The sequence below is a fragment of the Streptomyces sp. NPDC058464 genome (assembly GCF_042721035.1).
Taxonomy (GTDB): Bacteria; Actinomycetota; Actinomycetes; order Streptomycetales; family Streptomycetaceae; genus Streptomyces.
This window is the reverse complement of record NZ_JBHXMA010000005.1, coordinates 27,051-47,105: the sequence shown is the minus strand read 5'-3', so window position 1 is coordinate 47,105 and position 20,055 is coordinate 27,051. Positions and strand designations below refer to the sequence as shown.

General features: G+C 71.4%; 24 protein-coding genes. 10 read left to right on the top strand and 14 right to left on the bottom strand.

Going from position 1 to position 20,055, the window contains the following annotated elements; translation table 11 throughout:
- Nucleotides 1-176 precede the first annotated feature (176 nt).
- The 3 genes from ACFWPQ_RS09025 to ACFWPQ_RS09015 are packed head-to-tail and all read right to left on the bottom strand — an operon-like array spanning nt 177 to nt 1,957.
- Nucleotides 177-878: a type 1 glutamine amidotransferase domain-containing protein gene (locus ACFWPQ_RS09025; protein ID WP_384031475.1), complete on the bottom strand. Its 702-nt coding sequence runs from the start codon at nt 876-878 to the stop codon at nt 177-179.
- Between the two features lie 31 nt (nt 879-909).
- Nucleotides 910-1,299 (bottom strand): nuclear transport factor 2 family protein, encoded by a 390-nt coding sequence (locus tag ACFWPQ_RS09020; protein WP_384031473.1) that lies wholly within the window; start codon nt 1,297-1,299, stop codon nt 910-912.
- Between the two features lie 52 nt (nt 1,300-1,351).
- Entirely contained in the window at nt 1,352-1,957 is a 606-nt protein-coding gene (locus ACFWPQ_RS09015; RefSeq protein WP_384031471.1) for a flavodoxin family protein, read from the bottom strand.
- Between the two features lie 891 nt (nt 1,958-2,848).
- Here ACFWPQ_RS09015 and ACFWPQ_RS09010 point away from each other — a divergent pair.
- The 4 genes from ACFWPQ_RS09010 (at nt 2,849) to ACFWPQ_RS08995 (ending at nt 6,699) form a co-directional block, all read left to right on the top strand.
- Nucleotides 2,849-3,937, top strand: a complete 1,089-nt coding sequence (locus ACFWPQ_RS09010; protein ID WP_384031469.1) for a substrate-binding domain-containing protein — start codon at nt 2,849-2,851, stop codon at nt 3,935-3,937.
- Between the two features lie 91 nt (nt 3,938-4,028).
- Entirely contained in the window at nt 4,029-5,090 is a 1,062-nt protein-coding gene (locus ACFWPQ_RS09005; protein ID WP_384031467.1) for an ABC transporter permease, read from the top strand.
- Nucleotides 5,091-5,092: 2 nt separating this feature from the next.
- A complete protein-coding gene (locus ACFWPQ_RS09000; protein WP_384031465.1) occupies nt 5,093-5,884 on the top strand; it encodes an ATP-binding cassette domain-containing protein in 792 nt (263 codons plus the stop codon).
- A 56-nt stretch (nt 5,885-5,940) separates the two neighbouring features.
- Nucleotides 5,941-6,699 (top strand): GntR family transcriptional regulator, encoded by a 759-nt coding sequence (locus ACFWPQ_RS08995; protein WP_384031463.1) that lies wholly within the window; start codon nt 5,941-5,943, stop codon nt 6,697-6,699.
- 63 nt (nt 6,700-6,762) lie between these two features.
- Here ACFWPQ_RS08995 and ACFWPQ_RS08990 read toward each other — a convergent pair whose 3' ends face one another.
- Nucleotides 6,763-7,821 carry a LacI family DNA-binding transcriptional regulator gene (locus ACFWPQ_RS08990; protein ID WP_384031461.1) on the bottom strand — a complete coding sequence of 353 codons (1,059 nt, stop codon included), beginning with the start codon at nt 7,819-7,821 and terminating at the stop codon, nt 6,763-6,765.
- A 178-nt stretch (nt 7,822-7,999) separates the two neighbouring features.
- Here ACFWPQ_RS08990 and iolG point away from each other — a divergent pair, with 178 nt between their 5' ends.
- From iolG to ACFWPQ_RS08970, 4 genes are read left to right on the top strand one after another with little or no spacing between them, the layout of a single operon-like run.
- A complete protein-coding gene (gene iolG / locus ACFWPQ_RS08985; RefSeq protein WP_384031459.1) occupies nt 8,000-8,998 on the top strand; it encodes an inositol 2-dehydrogenase in 999 nt (332 codons plus the stop codon).
- A 17-nt stretch (nt 8,999-9,015) separates the two neighbouring features.
- Nucleotides 9,016-10,065 (top strand): Gfo/Idh/MocA family protein, encoded by a 1,050-nt coding sequence (locus ACFWPQ_RS08980; protein WP_384031457.1) that lies wholly within the window; start codon nt 9,016-9,018, stop codon nt 10,063-10,065.
- 15 nt (nt 10,066-10,080) lie between these two features.
- Entirely contained in the window at nt 10,081-11,265 is a 1,185-nt protein-coding gene (locus ACFWPQ_RS08975; protein WP_384031455.1) for a Gfo/Idh/MocA family protein, read from the top strand.
- Nucleotides 11,266-11,269: 4 nt separating this feature from the next.
- On the top strand, nt 11,270-12,196 hold the full coding sequence (locus ACFWPQ_RS08970) for a sugar phosphate isomerase/epimerase family protein (RefSeq protein ID WP_384031453.1): 927 nt from the start codon (nt 11,270-11,272) through the stop codon (nt 12,194-12,196).
- Nucleotides 12,197-12,356: 160 nt separating this feature from the next.
- On the opposite strand, the gene ACFWPQ_RS08965 is transcribed toward ACFWPQ_RS08970, so the two are convergent.
- From ACFWPQ_RS08965 to ACFWPQ_RS08955, 3 genes are all read right to left on the bottom strand, one after another.
- Nucleotides 12,357-12,644 carry an SCO5918 family protein gene (locus ACFWPQ_RS08965; protein WP_384031451.1) on the bottom strand — a complete coding sequence of 96 codons (288 nt, stop codon included), beginning with the start codon at nt 12,642-12,644 and terminating at the stop codon, nt 12,357-12,359.
- A 91-nt stretch (nt 12,645-12,735) separates the two neighbouring features.
- The gene (locus ACFWPQ_RS08960) at nt 12,736-13,146 is read right to left on the bottom strand and encodes a hypothetical protein (RefSeq protein ID WP_384031918.1); all 411 of its coding nucleotides are present in this window, start codon (nt 13,144-13,146) and stop codon (nt 12,736-12,738) included.
- 157 nt (nt 13,147-13,303) lie between these two features.
- The gene (locus ACFWPQ_RS08955; protein WP_384031449.1) at nt 13,304-14,839 is read right to left on the bottom strand and encodes a DEAD/DEAH box helicase; all 1,536 of its coding nucleotides are present in this window, start codon (nt 14,837-14,839) and stop codon (nt 13,304-13,306) included.
- Here ACFWPQ_RS08955 and ACFWPQ_RS08950 point away from each other — a divergent pair.
- Nucleotides 14,760-15,041 carry a hypothetical protein gene (locus ACFWPQ_RS08950; protein WP_384031944.1) on the top strand — a complete coding sequence of 94 codons (282 nt, stop codon included), beginning with the start codon at nt 14,760-14,762 and terminating at the stop codon, nt 15,039-15,041. The two genes, ACFWPQ_RS08955 and ACFWPQ_RS08950, sit on opposite strands and share 80 nt — an antisense overlap.
- An 88-nt stretch (nt 15,042-15,129) precedes the next feature.
- Here ACFWPQ_RS08950 and ACFWPQ_RS08945 read toward each other — a convergent pair whose 3' ends face one another.
- From ACFWPQ_RS08945 to ACFWPQ_RS08915, 7 genes are all read right to left on the bottom strand, one after another.
- Nucleotides 15,130-15,336 (bottom strand): cold-shock protein, encoded by a 207-nt coding sequence (locus ACFWPQ_RS08945; protein ID WP_067116135.1) that lies wholly within the window; start codon nt 15,334-15,336, stop codon nt 15,130-15,132.
- 231 nt (nt 15,337-15,567) lie between these two features.
- Complete coding sequence (locus tag ACFWPQ_RS08940; RefSeq protein WP_384031447.1) at nt 15,568-15,906, bottom strand: MerR family transcriptional regulator; 339 nt, start codon at nt 15,904-15,906, stop codon at nt 15,568-15,570.
- Nucleotides 15,907-16,111: 205 nt separating this feature from the next.
- Nucleotides 16,112-16,588: an STAS domain-containing protein gene (locus ACFWPQ_RS08935; RefSeq protein WP_384031445.1), complete on the bottom strand. Its 477-nt coding sequence runs from the start codon at nt 16,586-16,588 to the stop codon at nt 16,112-16,114.
- Complete coding sequence (locus ACFWPQ_RS08930) at nt 16,585-17,019, bottom strand: DUF5994 family protein (RefSeq protein ID WP_384031443.1); 435 nt, start codon at nt 17,017-17,019, stop codon at nt 16,585-16,587. The genes ACFWPQ_RS08935 and ACFWPQ_RS08930 overlap by 4 nt, the downstream gene beginning before the upstream one ends.
- Nucleotides 17,020-17,303: 284 nt before the next feature.
- Nucleotides 17,304-17,609, bottom strand: coding sequence for a hypothetical protein (locus tag ACFWPQ_RS08925; protein WP_384031441.1), 306 nt, complete (start codon nt 17,607-17,609; stop codon nt 17,304-17,306).
- 94 nt (nt 17,610-17,703) lie between these two features.
- Nucleotides 17,704-17,964: a hypothetical protein gene (locus ACFWPQ_RS08920; RefSeq protein ID WP_384031439.1), complete on the bottom strand. Its 261-nt coding sequence runs from the start codon at nt 17,962-17,964 to the stop codon at nt 17,704-17,706.
- Between the two features lie 509 nt (nt 17,965-18,473).
- Entirely contained in the window at nt 18,474-18,818 is a 345-nt protein-coding gene (locus tag ACFWPQ_RS08915; RefSeq protein WP_384031438.1) for a hypothetical protein, read from the bottom strand.
- A gap of 739 nt (nt 18,819-19,557) precedes the next feature.
- Between ACFWPQ_RS08915 and ACFWPQ_RS08910 the strand changes: the two genes are divergently transcribed.
- Nucleotides 19,558-19,962 (top strand): DUF5994 family protein, encoded by a 405-nt coding sequence (locus ACFWPQ_RS08910; protein WP_384031436.1) that lies wholly within the window; start codon nt 19,558-19,560, stop codon nt 19,960-19,962.
- Nucleotides 19,963-20,055 lie beyond the last annotated feature (93 nt).

Here is a 20,055-nt window from a genome sequence, read left to right as displayed (position 1 = left end):
TTTGTCCCTGGACAAATCCCCGGAACGCACCCCGGCGGCCCTGGAACCGCTGCCCCCGGACCACCGACCGTCACGGGAGCCTCGACGCCGGGCAGGGTCGCGTTGCTGTCCATCCGTATCGCCTCTTCCTTGCGTTGCCGTCTGTGACCCGTCGCTCTCTGCGACAGCGCCGGGCGTCAGCTCAGCGCCTTGACGACTTCCTGGGCGAGGGGGACGGCCGAGGCCGGGTTCTGACCGGTGAGGAGGGTGCGGTCCGCCTCGATGTGGGGGGCGAAGTTCTCCTCGCCCTTGCGGTAGTCCGCGCCCACGTCCGAGACCAGGCGGTCCTGGAGCAGCCACTTCGCACGGTCGGCGAGGCCGTTCTGGATCTCCTCGGAGTTGGACAGCCCGGTCAGGCGGTAGCCGTGGAACGGGGACGTGCCCTCCGCGTCCACGGTGGACAGCAGTGCGGCCGGGCCGTGGCACACCAGCGACACGATCTTGCCGGAGGCGAGCCAGGCGCTGAGCAGCCTGCCGGTCTCGGGGTCGTCGGACAGGTCCTCCATCGGCCCCCAGCCGCCGGGGACGAAGACGGCGGCGTAGTCGTCGACGTCCACGTCCTCGATGCGCATCGGGTCAGCCAGCTCGGTCGCCTCCTTCAGTGCGGTCCGCATCCGCTCGGCGCCCTCCTCGCCGCCGTTGAACTCGGGGGTCAGGCTGAGCGGGTCGGCGGTCGGCGGGACACCGCCCGGGGTGGCCGCGGCGATCCCGTGGCCGGCCTCCTTGAAGACCGCGTACGGGCCGAGGGCCTCCTCGGCCCAGAAACCGGCGGGCTGCCGGTACCCGTCGGCCAGGGTCCAGTGGTCGGCGGCGGTGACGAGGAAGAGGATCTTCGCCATGGGGTTCTCCCCTGAGATGAGGTGTGGGTGGTCAGGCGGTCAGGGCCTGCTGGACGACGTGGCTGTCGGCGGCCTGCACGAGGTGGGTGAGCCTGCCGTCGCCGACCGTCCACAGGTGGATGAACCGTGCGTCCGACTCCTGGCCGGACTTGGAGACGGCGTGGTAGTGGCCGCGGACGAAGACGTGGTCGCCGGAGCCGTAGAACTCCTCGGCCACCGCGCCGAAGAACGTGAAGCCGGGCGCGAGCCGGCCGAAGAAGTCGGCGCCGGCGCTCGCCCAGCCCTGGTAGACGCCCCCGTAGGGGAATCCGGGGGTGATGTCCCAGACGATGTCGGGGTCGATGACCTCGCCGACCACGTCCGGGGCCATGCCGGAGGCGTAGAGCCGGCGGACGAGGGCGATGTTCGGGGCGTCGGACATGAGAGTGCTCCTAGGGTGTCTGCGGGGTTTCTCAGGGCTCAGGCCTCAGGCCTCAGGCCGCGAGGGCGGCGCGGCCGGCGCGGAAGAACGCGGTCTGCCGTGCGACGCGGGCACCGAGCCCCTCGGCGGTGGCGATGTCGGACTTGTGGACGGCCTCCGGACCCGCGTCGACCGGGGTCTGGGCGCCCGCGCCGACGAAGTAGCCGAGGCGGTTGACGTCGTCCTCGCTGCCCTCGGTGGAGGCCCAGCCCGGCTGCACGCCGAGGCTGACCCAGTGCATGCCGTGCTGGGCGGCCATCGTGAAGAAGTAGCCGAGGGTCGAGGACTTGTCGCCGTTCTTGGCACCGGAGTTGGTGAAACCGGCGGCGATCTTGTCGGCCCAGGTCCGGGTGTACCAGCGCTTGCTGCTGGCCTCGGCGAAGGCGTGGAAGGCGGCGGACGCCGTGCCCATGTAGGTGGGCGCGCCGAAGACGATCGCGTCGGCGGCGTCCAGCTGCGCCCACTGCTCCTCGGTGATGGCGTCCACGGCGACGGAGATCACCTCGGCACCCGCGCCAGCCGCACCACGGGCCACGGCCTCGGCGAGGACGGCGGTGTGGCCGTACCCGGAGTGGAAGGCGATGGCGACAGTGACGGCGGGACGGTCGGAACCGGACATGCTGATGGTGCTCCTCGAAAAGGGGATTGCGGGGGTATGGCTGCCAGCCTGGCACCGGAAAGGCCCGCTGTGAGGGGGTGGAAACGTGCCCCCGTACGGGATCGTCCGAGGTGAACGGCTATGCCGTCCCTCATGGCCGCGGAGCCGGCAGCGGCGGAAGGGAGCCGCCGGGGGCGTACGTCCCGTACCGCCCACCGCAGTTGACCGCCGACCACGGCCGGCCGCCGTCGCCACCCTCTCCGGCCTGCGAGGTCACTGCGGATGGGCCGTCGCGTAGCCCTTCGGGACCGGGCCCGGCATTTCAGAACAAAGCCTTGACACCTCCCGGAAACACAAGCATGCTCCATCGCATTACTTAGATCGATCTAAGAGACCGATCCAAGTGAGTCGGATCAGGCTCATGGGCGGCGGCATACGCGCGGGTTTCCGTGCCGGCAGGCCGACCGTCCTTGACCTTCAGGAGCGTCCTATGGCCATCGACCGCACCCGACGCTCCGGTCCCCCGGGCGAACCTCGGCAGCGCAACAGCGGTAGGCCACGAGACCGCCCTGGCGCATGTCCTGGTGGGGGGGCGACGACCGGCGGCCGACCGGCTGCCGCCGAAGCCCCGCCGACACAGAGGCGGGTGCGCACCCCGGCGACCCGGCGGCCCCGGCCTCCGATGACACCGGCTTCGTGACCGAGGGCGTCCCAAGCCCCCGGTTCCGGCAATCGGCGTTCTTCGGTCAGGCGGCGGCCCTTCCACCTCGCAGTAGACCCACGCCCGCTCCTCCCCCCCCCCGTGGATCACGTCGCCCACCCGTGCTTCGAGGCCCTGCGGGCCTTGCCCTCCCCTCCCCTCTGCTCCCCTCTGCTCCCCTCTGCTCAGCACCACGAAGGAGTACCCCGCACATGGAACGCACTCAGATCCGGCGAGCCCTGCCCGGCCGTCGCATCTCCCGTAGAGCCCTGCCCGCAGTCAGTGCGCTCGCCCTGGCCGCCGCCGTCCTGACCGGCTGCGCCAGCGGCAAGGCGACGGGAGACACCGCACAGGCGACGGCGAGCAGCGGAGGGGCGCAAGGCACCGCGAAGACCAACGGCAAGGTGTCCATCTACGTCATCGGCGGCAAGACCGACGACCCCTTCTTCTCCACCGTCAAGCGCGGTGTGGACGACGCGGCGAAGCAGGTGAAGGCGGGCGGCGGCTCGGTCACCTTCCTCGGCCCGGCGAACTACGACAATCTCGGCCCCGACGTCGCCAAGCTGGTCCTGACCGCTCTGGCGCAGAACCCGTCGGCGATCCTGGTGCCGGACTGGGTTCCGGCGAGCGAGGACCCGGCGATCAAGCAGGCCGTGGCCAAGGGCGTCAAGGTGTTCATCTACAACACCGGGGGCGTCGAGGCGGCCGACAAGGTCGGCGCCGTCAAGTACATCGGGACCGACGAGTACCTGGCCGGCAAGGCCGGCGGCGCCAAGTTCGCCGAGTCCGGCGCCAAGAACATCCTGTGCGTCAACAGCGTGCCCGGTGCGGCCAACACGGAGGCCCGCTGCAAGGGCATCAAGGACGGAGCCAAGAGCAAGGGATCCACCTCCCGTGAGCTGGCCCTGCCCGCCTCGCAGAACGGCAACCCCTCCGCGGTCACGCAGTCGATCAAGGGTGCGCTGCTCAAGGACTCCTCCGTCGACGCGGTCGTGACGATCGGTGTCTCGGACGCGGACAGCGCCGCGGCCGCGATCCAGCAGGCAGGCGTCGGCAGCAAGGTCCAGCTGGGGACGTTCGACATCTCCCAGACCCAGCTCGACCGGATCAAGTCCGGCAAGCAGCTGTTCGCCATCGACCAGCAGCCCTACCTCCAGGGCTTCCAGACGGTGTCGGCGGCCTACCAGTACCTGTCCTACGGCGTGCTCCTGCCGCAGAACCCGCTGCTGACCGGCCCCTTGCTGATCACGAAGGACAACGTCGACGCGGCGCTCGCGGGCACCAAGGCCGGCGTCCGCTGAACCCACCGCGCCGGGTGCCGATATCGCCCCGCCGTACCGGCACCTGCGCCCCTGCCCCCCATCCGAGATTCACGAAGGTGACAGCAGACCGATGACTACCTCACTTCCCCGTACGACGGCCGAGGCGGCACCGGCCGCCCCGCCGCAGCCAACCGAGAGCCCGCTGGCCCGGCTTCGGCACCGCCCCGAGGCGGGTGCGCTCATCGGAACGATCAGTGTCTTCGTCTTCTTCGCGATCTTCGGCGGATCCAAGTTCCTGGCCCCCGCGGGCGCCGCGAGCTGGCTGAACATCGCCGCGGAGCTCGGCATCATCGCCATCCCGGTCGGCCTGCTGATGATCGCCGGTGAACTCGACGTGTCCGTGGGCTCGGTGCTCGCCGGCAGCTCGATGACCCTGGCCATCGTCTCCGGCCACTGGGGCGCCCCCATGATCGTCGGCATCCTGTGCGCCCTCGGGCTCGGGCTGCTGACCGGCCTGCTCAACGGCTTCCTCGTCACCCGCACCAACGTCCCCTCGCTGGTCATCACCCTGGCCACGCTCTCCGGCCTGGCCGGTCTCACCCTCGGCCTGTCCCGCGTCACGACCGGCACCACCAGCGTCCCACTCAACCCCGACCCGTTCTCCAAAGCGGTCTTCGGGCATCTGGTCGCCGGTCAGTTCGAGGTCGCGATCTTCTGGTGGCTCGGCATCGCGGTCCTGGTGGCCGTGGTGCTGCAGCTCATGAAGTACGGCAACTGGATCTTCGCGATCGGCGGTGACACGGAGAGCGCCCGCGCCACCGGCATCCCCGTGAACAGGGTGAAGATCGCCCTCTACATGGCCAGCGGCTTCGGGGCCGCCCTGGTCGGCGTGATCCAGACGATCCTCTACAACGGCGCGCAGGTCGCCAACGGCCAGTCCTTCGTCTTCAACTCCATCATCGCCGTGGTCGTCGGCGGTGTGCTGCTCACCGGCGGCTACGGCTCCGTGGTCGGCGTCGTCCTGGGCACGCTGACCTTCGCCATCGTCAACCAGGGCATCTACTACACCGGCTGGAACTCCGACTGGGCCAGCCTGATCCTCGGCATCCTCATCCTCGCCGCGGTCCTGATGAACAACACGTTCCGCCGGCTCGCCCTGTCCTACAAGCCCCGATCCGCGAAGAAGGCTTGATCATGACCACGCCTCTGCTCCGTCTCACCAGCATCGGCAAGTCGTTCCTGGGCACCAACGCCCTTGAGGACATCTCCCTCGAAGTGCATGCCGGACAGGTGCTGTGCCTGCTCGGCGACAACGGCGCCGGCAAGTCCACCCTCATCAAGATCATGTCCGGGTTCCACCGGCCGACCTCCGGCACCATCGAGGTCGACGGCGAGCCGGTGGAGTTCGACAGCCCGCGCGACGCCAGTGCCCGGGGCATCGCCACCGTCCACCAGTTCGGCGGGACCTTCCCGCTGATGGGCGTCGGCCGGTGCTTCTTCGTGGGAGCCGAACCCACGAAGGGCTTCGGACCGTTCAGGCTCTTCGACAAGAAACTGGCCGGTGAGATCGCGGTCCGCGAGATGCAGTCCCTCGGCATCACCCGGGTCACCGACGGCAACCGCCTGGTCGGCAGCCTCTCCGGCGGCGAACGCCAGGCCCTCGCCATCGCCCGCGCCGTCTACTTCGGCGCCAACGTCCTCATCCTCGACGAGCCCACCGCCGCCCTCGGCGTCAAGGAAGCCGCCCACGTCCTGCGGATCGTCATGCAGGCCCGCGCCAAGGGCGTCGCGGTCATCCTCGTCACCCACAACGTCCGCCACGCCATGATGGTCGGCGACCACTTCGCCGTCCTCATCCGCGGCCGCAAGGCCGACGACTTCCGCAAGGGCGAACGCACCCGCGAGGAGATCACCGACCTGATGGCCGGCGGCGAGGCGATGGCCGACCTGGAAGCCGAACTCGCCCAACTGGAAGCCGGCGCCTGACCGGCACGGGGCCGCTCATCACCGCACCCCCGGCCCTCGTACATCAGGACGGCTCCATGTCCGACACACACGCTCCGGAGGCGAGCGCCCTCGGGTTCCACCTGGACCGCGCGAGCCCTCGGCCGCTCCACCAGCAACTCGCCGAACAGCTGAGGCATGCCGTCGATGACGGTCGCCTCGCCCCGGGCACCGCGCTGTGCAGCGAGATCAAGCTGGCGCAGCAGACGGGTCTGTCGCGCGTCACGGTCCGGCAGGCGGTCCAACGGCTCGCGGACGACGGCGTGTTGGTGCGCCGTCGGGGCGTGGCCACCTACGTCGCCGACAGACCGGACGACGGTGCCGTGGATCTGGCCGGTCTGTACGACGACCTGCGGGCGACAGGCACCGATGTCCTGCGCAACGAGCACGTTCCGGCCAGCGCCGAGGTGGCGGCAGCCCTGGCCGTCCCGGAGGGCAGCACGGTCGCGCGGCTGGAGCGGCTGCAGCGCGTGGACGGTGTGTGCGTCGCCCACCTGCGCCACTATCTGCCCGCCGGCCGATTGCGTCTGGACGACGACCGGCTGGCCTCGGCGGGCCTGTACGGGGTGCTGCGGGCGGCCGGAATCACCGTGCGCACCGTCCAGCAGTCGGTCGGAGCACGTAACGCCACCGCTCAGGAGGGCGAGTTGCTCGGTATCGCCGAGGGGAGCGCGCTGGTGACCATGCGGCGCACGCTCTTCGACCGGGCGGGGCGAGCGGTCGAGCACGCCCACCACTGCTGTCCGGCGGAGCGGCGCACCTGGGAGTTCCGGCTCCTCGCCCGGCGCGAGGAGTGACGAAGCCTTCGGGCCGAACCACGCGCGCAGGGCTGCCGCGACGCTGTCACCGACCCGCGTACGTCAGCGGGCCGGTCCGGTCGATCCGCGCACCATCAGGTGCGGGGCGAGGCTGAACTCCCTTGCCTCGCCGTCCAGTTCCCTGTCGAGCCGTTCGACGGCCGCCTGGACGGCGAGCCGGGCGAGCTGCTCGGTGTCCTGCCGTACGGTGGTGAGGTCGATGTGCGCGAGCCGCGCGATCCGGCTGTCGTCGTACCCCACGATCGAGACCTCGCCGGGGACGTCGATCCCGGCGTGCCGCAGTTCGACGAGCAGCCCGATGGCGCACTGGTCGTTGCCCGCGACCACGGCGGTGGGCAGCCGGCCGTGGGCCAGCAGGGTGCGTGCCGCCTCCGAGCCGGACGACTCGGTGTAGTCGCCGGGCACCACGCGTGCCCGGCCCCCCAGTCCGTGGTGGCGCATCGCGTCCAGGTAGCCGGTCCGGCGTTCCGCGGCGCCCGGCTGTTCGCCGCCGTCGACGTGGACGATGTCCTCGTGCCCCAGTGAGACGAGGTGGTCGACCGCCAGGCGGGTGCCCTCGTCGTCGGCGGTGTGCACCGCGTCGAACCGGCTCTCACCGGGCGGGCGGCCGATCTCCACCACCGGGACCCGGATGCCGAAGTCGGTGGTGCACGCCTCGCGCGCGCCGATCAGCACCAGCGCCTCGCAGCGGGAGGTGATCAGCGCCTCGACGGCACGGCGCTCGCCGCGGCTCGGGGCCGTGGCACTGAGCACCACGTCGTAGCCGAGTTCTTCGGTGGCCGCGTAGATGTTCTCGATCAGGTCGGCGTGGAAGGGCTCCTGGGCGTTGAACATCACGCCGATCAGGTGGCTGTTGCGGCGCCGGAGCAGCTGGGCGGCCTGGTCGGGCCGGTAGCCGAGTTCGGCGGCGGCCTGCCGTACCCGCTCCCGGGACTCGGCGCTCGGGCCCGGCGCGTCGCGCATGACCAGCGAGGCCGTCGCCCGGGACACGCCCGCACGGCGCGCGACGTCCAGCAGGATCGGCCGCCGGCCCGTTCCCGTCCCCGCGTCCGCCGGGTCGTCGTTCGAACCGGCGGGGCGGGACGCCTTTCGGGTGGACATGCGACCTCCTCGGCTGCGGTGAGGCTCCCGGCTGCACCGTCTCTCTAGCATTGTAGATCGATCTAAGTTAACTCTTGACGGCGGGGATCAGGCGCCACATCATTCCAGCTACATGGCATTTAGATCGATCCAAGAGAATCCAATAGACCGATCCAGAGGAATCCAAGAGGAGGGTCCCATGCGCATCGCTCTCATCGGCTGCGGACGCATCGGCCGGGTGCACGCCGAGTCGATCGCCCTTCATCCGAAGGCCGAGCTCGTCCGGGTCTGCGATCCCATGGAGACCGCCGCGCGGGAGGTCGCCGAGCGGTTCGGTGGTGTCCCCGGCAGCGATGTGGACGCGGTACTCGCCGACCCGGACATCGACGCGGTGGTCATCGCCTCGCCGACCCCCACCCACGTCGGCCTCCTGACCCGGGCGGTCGCGGCGGGCAAGGGCGTGATGTGCGAGAAGCCGATCGATCTCGATCTCGCACAGGTCGACGAGTGCCGGGCCCGTATCGGCGACGGCGCGTCCCGCGTGATGGTCGGGTTCAACCGCCGTTTCGACCCCTCGTTCCGCGCGGTGCGCGAGCGCGTCGCGGCCGGCGAGATCGGCCGGCTGGAGCAGCTGGTCATCATCAGCCGGGATCCCGCCCCCTCCCCGGCGGAGTACCTCGCGACTTCCGGCGGCCTGTTCCGGGACATGACCATCCACGACTTCGACATGGCGCGCTTCTTCCTCGGCGAGGTCGTCGAGGTCTCGGCGATGGGCAGCAACCTGGTCGCCGACTTCATCGCCGAACTCGGCGACATCGACGGCGCGGTGGTGACCCTGCGCGGCGCGGACGGCGCGCTCTGCCACATCACCAACAGCCGCCGCTGCACCTACGGTTACGACCAGCGCCTGGAAGCCTTCGGCTCGCTCGGCATGCTCTCCGTGGACAACCTCCGTCCCGACGGCATCCGCTCGTACGGCGCACACGGCACCGAAGCCGCCTCGCCCTACCTCGACTTCTTCCTCGACCGCTACACCCCCGCCTACCGCGCCGAACTCGACCACTTCATCGAAGCGGTCGGGAAGGGTACGGCGCCCCGGCCCGGCTTCGACGACGGCAGGGCCGCTCTGGTGCTGGCCGACGCGGCCGAGCAGAGCCTGCGCACCGGACGAGTCGTGACCGTCGGGGGCACCCGATGAAGGCGGTCCGCTGGGGAATGCTCTCGACCGCGGGGATCGGCCGGGTGGTGGCCGCGGCCCTGGCGTCCTCGCCGCACGCGGACCTGGTCGCCGTCGGCGGCCGCGACGCCGAACGCGCCCGGCGCTACGCCGAGGACATCGGTGCGGCCGTGAGCTTCGGGTCGTACGACGACCTGCTCGCCTGCGACGACATCGACGCCGTATACGTCCCCCTGCCCGTCTCGATGCACACCGAGTGGACGATCAAGGCCCTGCAAGCAGGCAAACACGTGCTGTGCGAGAAGCCGTTCGCCCTCGACGCCGCCGACGCCGCGCGCTGCTTCGACGCCGCCGAGGCCGCCGGGCGGCTGTGCGTCGAGGGTCTGATGTACCGGCACCATCCGCAGACCCAGCTCGTCCGGGGGCTCGTCGCCGACGGCGCGATCGGCCGACTGGCCCATGTCCGGGCCGCGTTGACGGTCGACGTCCCGCCCGGCGACATCCGTCGTACGACCGCTCTCGGCGGCGGCGCCTCGCTGGACCTCGGCTGCTACTGCGTCAGCGCGATCCGGCTGCTCGCCGGGCATCCGCTGCGCGTGCACGCCGCCCGTGTCCTCGACCCGGCCGAGGGCGCCCAGGGCGCGGACCTGCGACTGGCGGCGACGCTGGAGCTGCCGGACGACGTACTGGCCCAGTTCGACGTCGCGCTGGACTTCCCCAGGCGCGACGAGCTGGAGGTCATCGGCACCGAAGGGAAGATCACCGTCCCGGACCCGTGGCTGTGCCGCCGGGGATACGTCGAGCTGGAGCGCGCGGGCGAGACCCGTCGGCTGCCCGTCGACCCGGACGGGGCGTTCGGGCTGACCTTCGCCGACGATCCGGACAACACCGATGCCTACCGGATCGAGTTCGAGGCCGCCTCGCACGCCGTCGCCCACGGCACGGCGCCGCTGTTCGGCCGCGCCGACGCGATCGACCAGGCCGCCGTGGTGGACGCGATCCGCCGGTCCGCCGCGCTCGGCCACCCCGTCGAACCGCCCGCCTCGGTCACCGCCGAGACATCCGTACGTCCATCCGTACGTCCCTGAGGAGCCGGCCCCACCATGACTGCACCCCTGCGCGTCGGCATCGTCGGCTGCGGCAATGTCGCCCTGAACTTCCACGTCCCCGCCTACCTGGCGCTACCCGACCGCTTCACGATCACGGCCCTCGCCGACCCCACCCCCGAACGGCTCGAACTCGGCCGGACCGGCGCGGGCCTGGCACCCGAGCAGGTCCACAGCGACGCGTTCGCGCTCATCGCCCGCGAGGACGTCGACGTCGTCGACGTGTGCACCCCGCAGCATCTGCACCGTGACCTCGTGGTCGCCGCGGCGGCCGCGGGCAAGCACATCCTGTGCGAGAAGCCGCTGGCCGCCACCCCCGCCGACGCCGCCGCCATGGTCGAGGCCGCGGACGCGGCCGGCGTCGTGCTCGGCGTCGTACACAACTACCTCTTCTTCCCCGAGATCATCGCCGCCCGGAACCTGATCGACGACGGCGCGATCGGAGAGGTCCGCACCGTCGCCGTCGACATGCTCGGCGTCGTCGACTCACCCGGCGCCGCCGGCTACCGCCCCCAGTGGCGCCACGACCCCGCCGCGGCCGGGGGCGGGGTGCTGATGGACATGCTGCACGGCGTCTACCTCGCCGAACACCTCGTCGCCGAACCCGTCGAGCGCGTATCGGCCCACGTCGACGCGGCCACCCCCGGCGACGCGGTGGAGGGCCTGGCCCTGTGCCGCCTGGAAACGGCTCACCGCACCGCCCTCGTCAACATCGGCTGGGGCTTCGGCCCCGGAGGCATCCGGATCAACGGCAGCAAAGGACGGATCGTGCTGCGCTACCGCGACGACGGCACCATCCCCTGGGCCCCGTTCGAGGCACTGCAGGTGACCACCGACGCCGGCACCGAGACCCTCGACCTCCCCCCGGGCCAGGAACTCGCGCCGCTGATCGCGGACGCGCTGCGCGCCACCGTCGCCGACCTCGCCGACGCCGTCACCGCCGGCCAGACGCCCGCGGCCCCCGGACGCGCCGCCCTGCACACCCTGGAAGCCACCGTCGCCGCCTACACCTCCGCCGCCCTCGGCCGGAGCGTCGACATCCCGCTGCCCGCCGACGGCCCCGTGCACCGGCACGGCGTGACCGGCCTGGCCGAACTCGACGTACCCGCCGCATCGGGCGTACGCCGACGCGGCCTGTTCGGACTGACCCCCACCCCCACCTCGACCCCCGCCGGGAGCTGACCCCATGGAACTGTGCCTCTACACCGACTCGGTGCCCGACCTCACCCTCGACGAGGCCCTCGACCTCACCGTCCGCCTCGGCGCCACCGCCGTCGAGATAGCCGCCGGCGGGCAGTCGAGCGCCCCGCACATGGACGTCTTCACCCTCGTCAACGACGCGGCCGAGCGCGGGAAGTTCACCGACGCGCTCGCCTCCCGGGGGCTGCGCATGGGAGCGGTGAACTGCTCGGCCTGGCCGATGCACCCCCGGCACGGCGCACGCCACGTCGAGATCATGGAGGCGGCGGTACGGCTCGCCGAACAGCTCGGCGTCAACAAGATCGTGACGATGACGGGCACCCCCGGCGAGTCACCGAACTCCCGGCTCACCAACTGGATCTTCTACCCCTGGCCGCCGGAGAACATCGAGCTCCTCGACCGCCAGTGGGACGAGACCATCGCCTTCTGGCAGAAGTTCGCCCCCTTCGCCGCCGACCACGGCATCGAGCGCATCGCCCTCGAACTGCACCCGCTGCACATGGCCTACAACGTGCCCACGCTTCTCCGGCTCCGCGAGGCGGTCGGCCCGATCATCGGCGCCAACGTCGACCCCAGCCACATGTTCTGGCAGCGCATGGACCCGGCCGCGATCGTCCGCGCGCTCGGCCCCGCCGTCCACCACGTCCACCTCAAGGACGTCGAGTACCGCCCCGACCAACTGGCCCTGGCCGGCGTCCTCGACAACCGCCCCTACGCCACCCCCGCCGAGCGCGCATGGACCTTCCGCACCGTCGGCCACGGGCACGGCACCGAGTTCTGGGCCCCCTTCATCGATGCCCTCGCCGAGGTCGGCTACGACGACGTCCTGAGCATCGAGAACGAGGACCCCGTCCAGGACGCCGTCGAAGGCGTCACCGACGCCGCCCACTTCATCAACGCCCTCCTGCGCTGAACGAAGGAGGACGAGTCCCACCTCGGCATGCACCACTGAACGGGGCAGCGGACCACGACACCGCCTGGTTCACGAGTCCGGCCCGCTCACAGACCGGGTCCCAGGTCCTCGGCCGTTCAACCGGCGAACGGCACAGGAATCGCCGTGGCCCCGGAAATCGTCACCAGCCGAGCGCGTCCTCGTCGGACCGCGCGTCCCGGGTCGGCTGCACCGGGGGCGCGTCGTGGCAGGTGAAGCCGAGCCGGGTCAGGGCGCGGCGCATCTCGAACGACGTGAAGTCCCGGCGGTTCTGCCTGGTGATCACTTCCCCGACCTGCATCACGGGGTAGATCCGGCCCCCGATGGTCACGGACACGCCGGCGACGGGTTCGGGCGTGATGCCGTCCATCGACTGCTCGACCTCGCTCTTGGTCAGGTCGAAGGGGAAACGGGCGATGACACAGCGCATGAATGCCTCCGCAGAGATGGGTGGGAACGCCGGGGAACGCTGGGAACGACTCTGGGGCGGCCGGACGAGCGTCGGCGGCCGGACGGGGTGGTCAGGGGGTGAGCGCGAGGACGCCCAAGGCGTAGCCGTGGTCGTCGACCACGGGGGAAACGTTCAGTATCCGTACCCGCATGGCGGCTTCCGCGTCGCCGAGTACGGCCGTCGACGCGGTGAACGGTCCGCGGTCGAGCGGGATGTCCCGCAGCCGGGTCCGGTCGCTGAACCACGAGCCGCCGCGGTGCGCCGTGAGCTGGGCCCGGGTGACCAGTCCCGCGCACCGCCCGTCCTCGTCCTGGAGGAGCAGGTGCGGGACGCCGGCCCCGATGAGCACGGACAGGGCCACGTCGACCGCCATGTGGTCGTCGACCTGCGGCCCGGGGGCGTACAGCATGGCGTCGCGGGCGGTCAGACCGGTGCCGTCGGCCTTGCCCGACCGGTGTGCCCGGGGCGGAGCCGGCGTCATCGGCGGAATCGGTGTCATCGGCGTACCCGGCGTGCTCGGCGTCATCGGCGTCATCGGCGTACTCGGCGTCAAGGGCTTCTCCTCTTCGTCGGGGCGGGCAGGAGGGCGGCGTCTCGGCCTGGCTGCCGGGAGCGGGGGCGCGTTCCCCGTGGCCGGGCTATGTGGTCGGCCCCGGGGCGGAGCGCCGGGCTCGGGTCGCGGCCCGGCCGTTCCCGCCCCGTCCGGCGGCCCGGTCCCGGCGGCCACGGCCGGCGGATCCCTTGGCCTCGCGTTCTCCTGCGACCGGCGCGGGAACGGTGACCGGCACGCCGGACGGGGTCCGCGCGCCGGTGATGGCATGCAGTTCGGCCTCGCCGGGGCGGATCCTGGCGGTACGCGGGGTGATGCCGGCGTCGGCCATCAGACGGTCCACCGCTCGGCGCTGGTGGGGCAGGACGAGGGTGACGACGGTGCCGGACTCGCCGGCGCGGGCGGTACGGCCACCGCGGTGCAGGTAGTCCTTGTGGTCGCCGGGCGGGTCGACGTTCACGACCAGGTCGAGGTGGTCGATGTGGATGCCGCGGGCCGCGACGTTGGTGGCCACCAGGGCCGTGACGTGGCCGTCCTTGAACCGGGCGAGCGTCCGGTTGCGCTGCGGCTGGGACTTGCCGCCGTGCAGGGCCGAGGCGCGCACACCGACGGACAGCAGGTGCTCGGTGAGCCGGTCGACCGCGTGCTTGGTGTCCAGGAACATGATCACGCGGCCGTCGCGGGCGGCGATCTCGGTCGCGGTGGTGCCCTTGTCGGCGTCGCGCACGTGCAGCAGGTGGTGCGCCATGGTAGTGACGCTGCCCGCCGGCGGGTCGACCGAGTGCACCACGGGGTCGTGGAGGTAGCGGCGCACCAGGAGGTCGATGTCACCGTCCAGGGTGGCCGAGAACAGCAACCGCTGTCCGCCGGACGGGACTTGGTCGAGCAGTGTGGTCACCTGCGGCATGAAGCCCATGTCCGCCATCTGGTCGGCCTCGTCGAGAACGGTGACGGCGACCCGGTCCAGCCGGCAGTCCCCCCGCTCGATCAGGTCCTTGAGGCGGCCGGGCGTCGCGACGACGACCTCGGCCCCGCCGCGCAGGACACTCGCCTGACGGCCCATCGACATGCCGCCCACCACGGTGGCGAGCCGCAGCCCCAGGGCGCGGGCGTAGGGCGCGAGCGCGTCGGTGACCTGCTGGGCCAGTTCCCGGGTGGGGACCAGGACGAGGGCGAGCGGCTGCCGGGGCTGGGCACGCTGCCCGTCGAGGCGGGCCAGCACCGGCAGGCCGAAGGCGAGCGTCTTGCCCGAACCCGTACGACCCCGGCCCAGCACGTCCCGGCCCGCGAGTGCGTTCGGAAGGGTGGCCGCCTGGATGGGGAAGGGCACGGTCACGCCCTCGGCGCGGAGCGCTGCCAGCAGTCGTACGGGCATGTCCAGTTCGGCGAACGCCTCGACCGCGGGCAGCGGTTCGGTCAGGGTGACGGGCAGAGCGAACTCCTGCCGGCGTGCGGTGGAGGGCGCCCCCTGGCGGTTCTTGCGCCCGACGCCCGGACGAGGACCCTGGTGGCCCACCTCTTGCTGGCGGAAGCGACTGCCGCGCGTGGAGCCTGTCGAGTTCACGGCACTCCGGTTCGTGCGGGAGCGACCGGAAGTGCCGCTGGTGCGACGGGTGTGGTTCAAAGTGGAACCTTCCTCGATACGGCGTATCGAGGAATTCCGTCCGACGGCGGGCGGCCGTACGAGGAATCACAAGAATGAGCCGAAGAAAAAACGGAACGCCGGGCCTCTCGATACCGAAGCCGGAGCTGTCATCAATCCGGAGATCCCGAAGATCCCGGAAACCCTGGAAACCGAATATCAGGGTGTCGGGGTGTACGGGTAACGCAATGGCTGGGGCCCGCACCCCAGGAGCGCGGGCCCCAGCCACATGATGCGAGCCACTGACTCGCGACGCTGCGCGTCAGTCAGCCTCAGGCAGGGACGATGTTCTCGGCCTGCGGGCCCTTCTGGCCCTGCGTGACGTCGAAGCTGACCTTCTGGCCTTCCTGAAGCTCGCGGAAGCCGCCGTTGCTGATGATGTTCGAGTAGTGGGCGAACACGTCGGCGCCGCCGCCATCCTGCTCGATGAAGCCGAAGCCCTTTTCCGCGTTGAACCACTTCACGGTGCCAGATGCCATATTGAATCTCCCTTGGGGGGCAGTAATCGGGCCCCGCACTTTGCGGGGCCGAGTCGCCGCGATGATCACCCCTCCGGAAAGATCCGGAAAGCTATGCAAAGAAAAAACCTCTGGTAACCAAAACTGCAACGCCTATCACGCTAACACAGCCCGGGAGGAACCGGCCATCCACTTTCGCGTCCGCCCGGCGGTTCTCATCCCGCCGGAACCGGAATTTCTGCACCGGCGGAACTAGATATTCGCGTCGCCCTCGTGCAGCTTCCGGCGTATTTCGCGGTTCAGGCGGAGGGCGTCGTCCAGCTGGTCCTCGAGGGAGATGATGCGGCACGCGGCCTCCACGGGGGTGCCCTGGCCGACCAGCTCGCGAGCGCGGGCGGCGACCAGCAACTGGCGGCGGGAGTACCGGCGGTGTCCGCCTTCCGAGCGCAGGGGGGTGATCAGCCCGGTCTCACCGACGGCCCTGAGGAAGGCCGGGGTGGTGCCGAGCACGTCAGCGGCCCGGCCCATGGTGTAGGCGGGGTAGTCGTCGTCGTCGAGGTTGCCGACGACAGGGTCGTTCTCGGCGGGCATGACACCTTCGTTCCGGGAGCGGTGCGGAGGACCCAGGGGTGCGTGGCACCCGTGCTCCGAAGGAATCAGCACCATCTGCGTCGTGCCACAACCCTATCCCCGGCGGGTACGGACATGTGGCCTCGCCGTGACAGATTTCCTTCCGGGTCCACCCGATGTCCGTCCGCCGGTCTCCCGCGCGGAGCCCGGCGAGCCGCCGCGCCCGTCACCGGCCGTCGATGACGGCCCCGATTCGGGCGCGGTACGCCGTCGCCTCGGCCGTTCGTCCCTCCCAGGCGTCCTGTGCGTTCGCGTGGGCGGGAAAACGGCCGAGCATGCCGGTGCAGCGGAAGACCAGGCCGATCGTGTGGCTGTCGTGGACGACGCGGATCCAGCCGCCCCGGGCGCGGCAGTCGGACCACGCCTCGCACAGCGGCCGCAGAATGCTGCAGTCGGCGAAGGTGACCGCGCTCAGGTCCACGATGATCAGGAGCCGTCCGGGCCGGGCCGCACGGACCTCGGCCAGGGCGCTGACCAGTGGTGCGACGCTCTGCGCGTCCAGTTCACCGTACGCGCGGACGATGCGGCACTCCTCGAAGAGCGCGTGCGCTTCGCCCTGAGCGGCGAACGGATCGCGCGCTGAGGGGGATCTGGGCGGGACGGCCTGCCCGTCCGCGGCTTCTGCCGCGGACGCGGCCCTCATCCCGTCTTCCCTGGCATGCCCCCGAGGCGGCCGGTACGGGCGAGCGCCAGCATCCGCGCGGCGGTCAGCGGGTTCTCGGGGTCGTCGACCGCGGCCAGCAGCCGGGCGGCCGTTCCCACGGACTCGTCGGGCGGGACCACCAGGAGCACCCAGCGTCCCACGGTGCCGCAGTCCAGGGTGATGACGTGCGCCCCGTCTGCGGGACCAGCCGGCTCCACGGTGATCGCCCGGCCGGGCGCCATGACCGCGTGCGGGGCGCCCGGCCATTCGGCGGGGTCGACGGTGACCCGTACCTCGGCGTCCAGGTCCGGTTCCAACGCGGCGACGAGCGAGGGAAGTTCGAGTTCCAGAACGTCGCAGCGCGGCCACCAGGCCCCGTCCAGCGGGCCGTGGCTGATGTCCCGGGTGAGCGTCAGTCGGGGCGTGGGCATGCGATACGTGTGTGCGTCGGCCGCGGACGCGCCCGCACCCGGCGTTCGGCTGGTTCCCATCCTGCGGTCCCGTCCCGGGCGCCAGGGAACGGCCGCCCGTCGCGTCACTCGCCGGGAACGGCACCGCCGACCGCGCTGCGCGAAAAGCTCTCGGTGCGGCCAGGCTACTCCTGATCGCGGAGAAGCGGACGGGGCCGGCTCAGCCGGCTCTCTGCTGCCGTGTCTCCCGCTGCTCCTGCCTCTCCCGCTGCTCCTGTTCTCTCCCGCTACTCCTGTGTCTCCCGCTACTCCTGTGTCTCCCGCTGCTCCTGCACCTCTCGCTCTTCCCGTTCCTCCTCCCGCTCCTCCATCAGGCGGATGCCCTCGTGTGTCAGCGACACGGCGGCCGGGGTCCGGTGCGAGGTCCATTCCACGTTGATCAGGCCCTCGTCGGCGAGGTAGACGCAGGCGGCGGAGAGGTCCTCGTCGGGCAGGCCCAGCTCGGCGCGGAGCGCCGATCCGCTGACGTCGGGGCGGTTGTCCTCCACAGCCCCGTACAGGGATCGCAGGACCGCCTTCCGGTTGTTCTTGCGTTCGCGGAGTTTCGTCATGTCTGTCGTTCTCCGAGGTGTCGTTCTCCGAAGTACTGACGGCCGCGTGGGACGGCCGGGACGGCGGGGGCCCTCCTGGCCGCACGGACCCGGGTCACACCTCATCGGCGTGTGCCGACGCCTGCCCCGTCGACTCGGTGGACGCGAGCCACGACCGTGCGGGTCCCGCGGTGCGGTCGGTGTCGAGGGTGAGATGGAGCCGGGTGCCTCCGCCTGCCCCGGCGGGGTAGCTGCGCTGCTCGGTCGAGGCGAAGCAGTGACGGAGGACCTCGGCCACGCGCCGGGCCACCTCCGGGGTCGCCGCGACGATGCGCACCTCGGCGTGGCTCTCGGAGGGCAAGGGGTCGTCATCCATACGGACCTCCTGGCGGGCGGCGGGGCAGAACGCGGAGGCATCGCTGCCCGATATGCCGGGAGACGGTGCGGGGGCGGCTGCGGCGGGTCTCCACGCGGGCCCGTCCGAGTTGCCCAGCGACCCCCTTTTCTGAAGGGTATGCCGGGAAGGACCGCCCGTGCGTGCCGACCGCACCGTGGTCCGGACAGCGGCCCGGAGCACGGCCCGGACAGCGGCCCGGACCGTGCTCCGGACCGTGCTCCGGACAGTGGTCCGGTCCGTCACGGGTTGCCCGCCCCCGGTGACCGAACGGAGCCGGCCGGTCGGCCCGTGCCCGACAGCAGAGGCCGTTCGCGAGGGCGGCTCCCGCTCTCGGCCGGGAGCAAGGTGCACACACCGGGGCGTACTGTGCAGACGCCGGGGCGTACCCGTGCATCGATTCAGACACCGTGGCCCCTCTCGGTGATCGGCGATGCCCGGGAAGGGGCGGCGTGAACCCCCACCGTTTTCCGGCGGGAGCCTGCCGCCGCCTATGTGCGCAGCAGCCGTTGGGTGAGCTCCCGGTACTGCCGCAGCGCGCCCCGCAGTTCGGCGGAGTCCGTTTCGGGGTCCCGGTCCTGCCAGTCGGCGCGGAGCAACCGCCGCATCTCCGAAAGGGCGTTCGCCAGCTGGGCGGCGGCTTCGTCGAAGGCGCCCTCGGCCTCCTCCAACGCCTCGCGCGGGGTGTCCGCGAAGGTGTTGACGGCGTGTCCGAGGCGGCGCACGATCTCGTCCCGTTCTTCCGGAGGGAGCAGCGGCTCCGGGCCCGTGGTGCGGCGTCCGCCCGGGCTCGGGGACCGGTCCGGGGGCTGCTGGGCGCGTGTCTGGTCGTACATCGTCGTGTGTACCGCTTCCGTCTGCGATGGGGGGTCACCGCCTGAAGGCGCCCTTCGCCTTCCCGACGGCCTGGTTCAGGCTTCCGGAGACCCGGTCGACCCTGCCCTTCCTGGCCCTCGGCCGTCCCGCCAGTCAACGTCCGGCGACGGTACGTGTCAACGCGACACCGGCCCGAGTGCGTCCGGCCGAAGGCCGCCGGTCAACGGAATCCGGGGATCTCCGGCCCGAGGAGTACGGTAGGCGCAGCGAGGGTGCGTCGTGCCTATCCGACAGGCCGTCACCAGCACACCACCCATCCCCAGGGGCAGTCCGTGACCCCGGCCGCACATCCCTCCCCGCGGCCTTCGCCGAGGCCGAGGACCCCTCCATGCGCCCCAGCCCCATTCACGCCCACCCCGCCGGACACCGCCTCGCGGGTCCGAGGCCACGACGGCGCCTCCCTTCCGTACGGCCCGACCGCCCTGCCGTGAGCGGGAGTTGCCCGCATCGCGCCGTTCCAGCACGTGGCCCGGAGCGTCGATCCGCTGCGCCACGCGCTCGGTGAAAGCGTCTCCCGCACCCGACGGCGCCTTCGACGAAGCCACCACCCGGTGCCCCTCGTCCCGCTCTCCGTCCGGGTAGGCCGGCCCAACCTCCGCCACACAGACCGCGCCGGCGCCCGGCGATGTCGGACAGGATCGCCGGGCGTCACGCCCAACGGCAACCACACATCCGCCCAAGGAAGTTGGCAGCAGCCTCATGACCACTGCACTGCAACCACCGCTTCCCTCCCACCCCGTCCTCCGCCTGCGGCTGGCGCCCCGCAGCGACCTGCCCCGGTCCATCGACGGAGCATGGTGGCCGCGCTCCTACGACCTCCTCGTGGAACTCCCGCGACTGCTGGCCGGGTTGCCGCGCGAGTGGGGCCATATCACCAGTGCCACCGTCAACGGGGCGGTGTGGTCCGCGGCGCCCGGCCGGATACTCGTCTCCAACCAGGTCGTACGACTGCACACGGCCCTGGCGGCGAACGCCCCGCACACCGTCGTCCTGCTCGCCCCCGGCCGAGGACGCTGGGACCTCGTGGTCGTGCCTCCGGACACCGCCGAGGACGCCGCCGAACCTCTCATGGCGGCCGCGGCGGGCGACCTCGGGGAGCGCTGACCCTGGCATTCGTGACATCCCGCCGGCCTTCTCGCCCTGATCCCCCACACACACCGGCCATGTTCCCGGCCACCGCCGGGGCGCCGGAGCGGG

Bases quoted from the DNA above. Each gene is read 5' to 3' on its own strand.
- ACFWPQ_RS09000 (WP_384031465.1), top strand. From the start codon at position 5,093: ATGACCACGCCTCTGCTCCGTCTCACCAGCATCGGCAAGTCGTTCCTG.
- ACFWPQ_RS08935 (WP_384031445.1), bottom strand. From the start codon at position 16,588: ATGAGGGCCGCGTCCGCGGCAGAAGCCGCGGACGGGCAGGCCGTCCCG.
- iolG (WP_384031459.1), top strand. From the start codon at position 8,000: ATGCGCATCGCTCTCATCGGCTGCGGACGCATCGGCCGGGTGCACGCC.
- ACFWPQ_RS08960 (WP_384031918.1), bottom strand. From the start codon at position 13,146: ATGACGCCGGCTCCGCCCCGGGCACACCGGTCGGGCAAGGCCGACGGC.
- ACFWPQ_RS09015 (WP_384031471.1), bottom strand. From the start codon at position 1,957: ATGTCCGGTTCCGACCGTCCCGCCGTCACTGTCGCCATCGCCTTCCAC.
- ACFWPQ_RS08975 (WP_384031455.1), top strand. From the start codon at position 10,081: ATGACTGCACCCCTGCGCGTCGGCATCGTCGGCTGCGGCAATGTCGCC.
- ACFWPQ_RS08920 (WP_384031439.1), bottom strand. From the start codon at position 17,964: ATGGATGACGACCCCTTGCCCTCCGAGAGCCACGCCGAGGTGCGCATC.
- ACFWPQ_RS08970 (WP_384031453.1), top strand. From the start codon at position 11,270: ATGGAACTGTGCCTCTACACCGACTCGGTGCCCGACCTCACCCTCGAC.
- ACFWPQ_RS09020 (WP_384031473.1), bottom strand. From the start codon at position 1,299: ATGTCCGACGCCCCGAACATCGCCCTCGTCCGCCGGCTCTACGCCTCC.
- ACFWPQ_RS08940 (WP_384031447.1), bottom strand. From the start codon at position 15,906: ATGCCCGCCGAGAACGACCCTGTCGTCGGCAACCTCGACGACGACGAC.
- ACFWPQ_RS08945 (WP_067116135.1), bottom strand. From the start codon at position 15,336: ATGGCATCTGGCACCGTGAAGTGGTTCAACGCGGAAAAGGGCTTCGGC.
- ACFWPQ_RS08965 (WP_384031451.1), bottom strand. From the start codon at position 12,644: ATGCGCTGTGTCATCGCCCGTTTCCCCTTCGACCTGACCAAGAGCGAG.
- ACFWPQ_RS09005 (WP_384031467.1), top strand. From the start codon at position 4,029: ATGACTACCTCACTTCCCCGTACGACGGCCGAGGCGGCACCGGCCGCC.
- ACFWPQ_RS08910 (WP_384031436.1), top strand. From the start codon at position 19,558: ATGACCACTGCACTGCAACCACCGCTTCCCTCCCACCCCGTCCTCCGC.
- ACFWPQ_RS08925 (WP_384031441.1), bottom strand. From the start codon at position 17,609: ATGACGAAACTCCGCGAACGCAAGAACAACCGGAAGGCGGTCCTGCGA.
- ACFWPQ_RS08980 (WP_384031457.1), top strand. From the start codon at position 9,016: ATGCTCTCGACCGCGGGGATCGGCCGGGTGGTGGCCGCGGCCCTGGCG.
- ACFWPQ_RS08930 (WP_384031443.1), bottom strand. From the start codon at position 17,019: ATGCCCACGCCCCGACTGACGCTCACCCGGGACATCAGCCACGGCCCG.
- ACFWPQ_RS08990 (WP_384031461.1), bottom strand. From the start codon at position 7,821: ATGTCCACCCGAAAGGCGTCCCGCCCCGCCGGTTCGAACGACGACCCG.
- ACFWPQ_RS09010 (WP_384031469.1), top strand. From the start codon at position 2,849: ATGGAACGCACTCAGATCCGGCGAGCCCTGCCCGGCCGTCGCATCTCC.
- ACFWPQ_RS09025 (WP_384031475.1), bottom strand. From the start codon at position 878: ATGGCGAAGATCCTCTTCCTCGTCACCGCCGCCGACCACTGGACCCTG.
- ACFWPQ_RS08995 (WP_384031463.1), top strand. From the start codon at position 5,941: ATGTCCGACACACACGCTCCGGAGGCGAGCGCCCTCGGGTTCCACCTG.
- ACFWPQ_RS08915 (WP_384031438.1), bottom strand. From the start codon at position 18,818: ATGTACGACCAGACACGCGCCCAGCAGCCCCCGGACCGGTCCCCGAGC.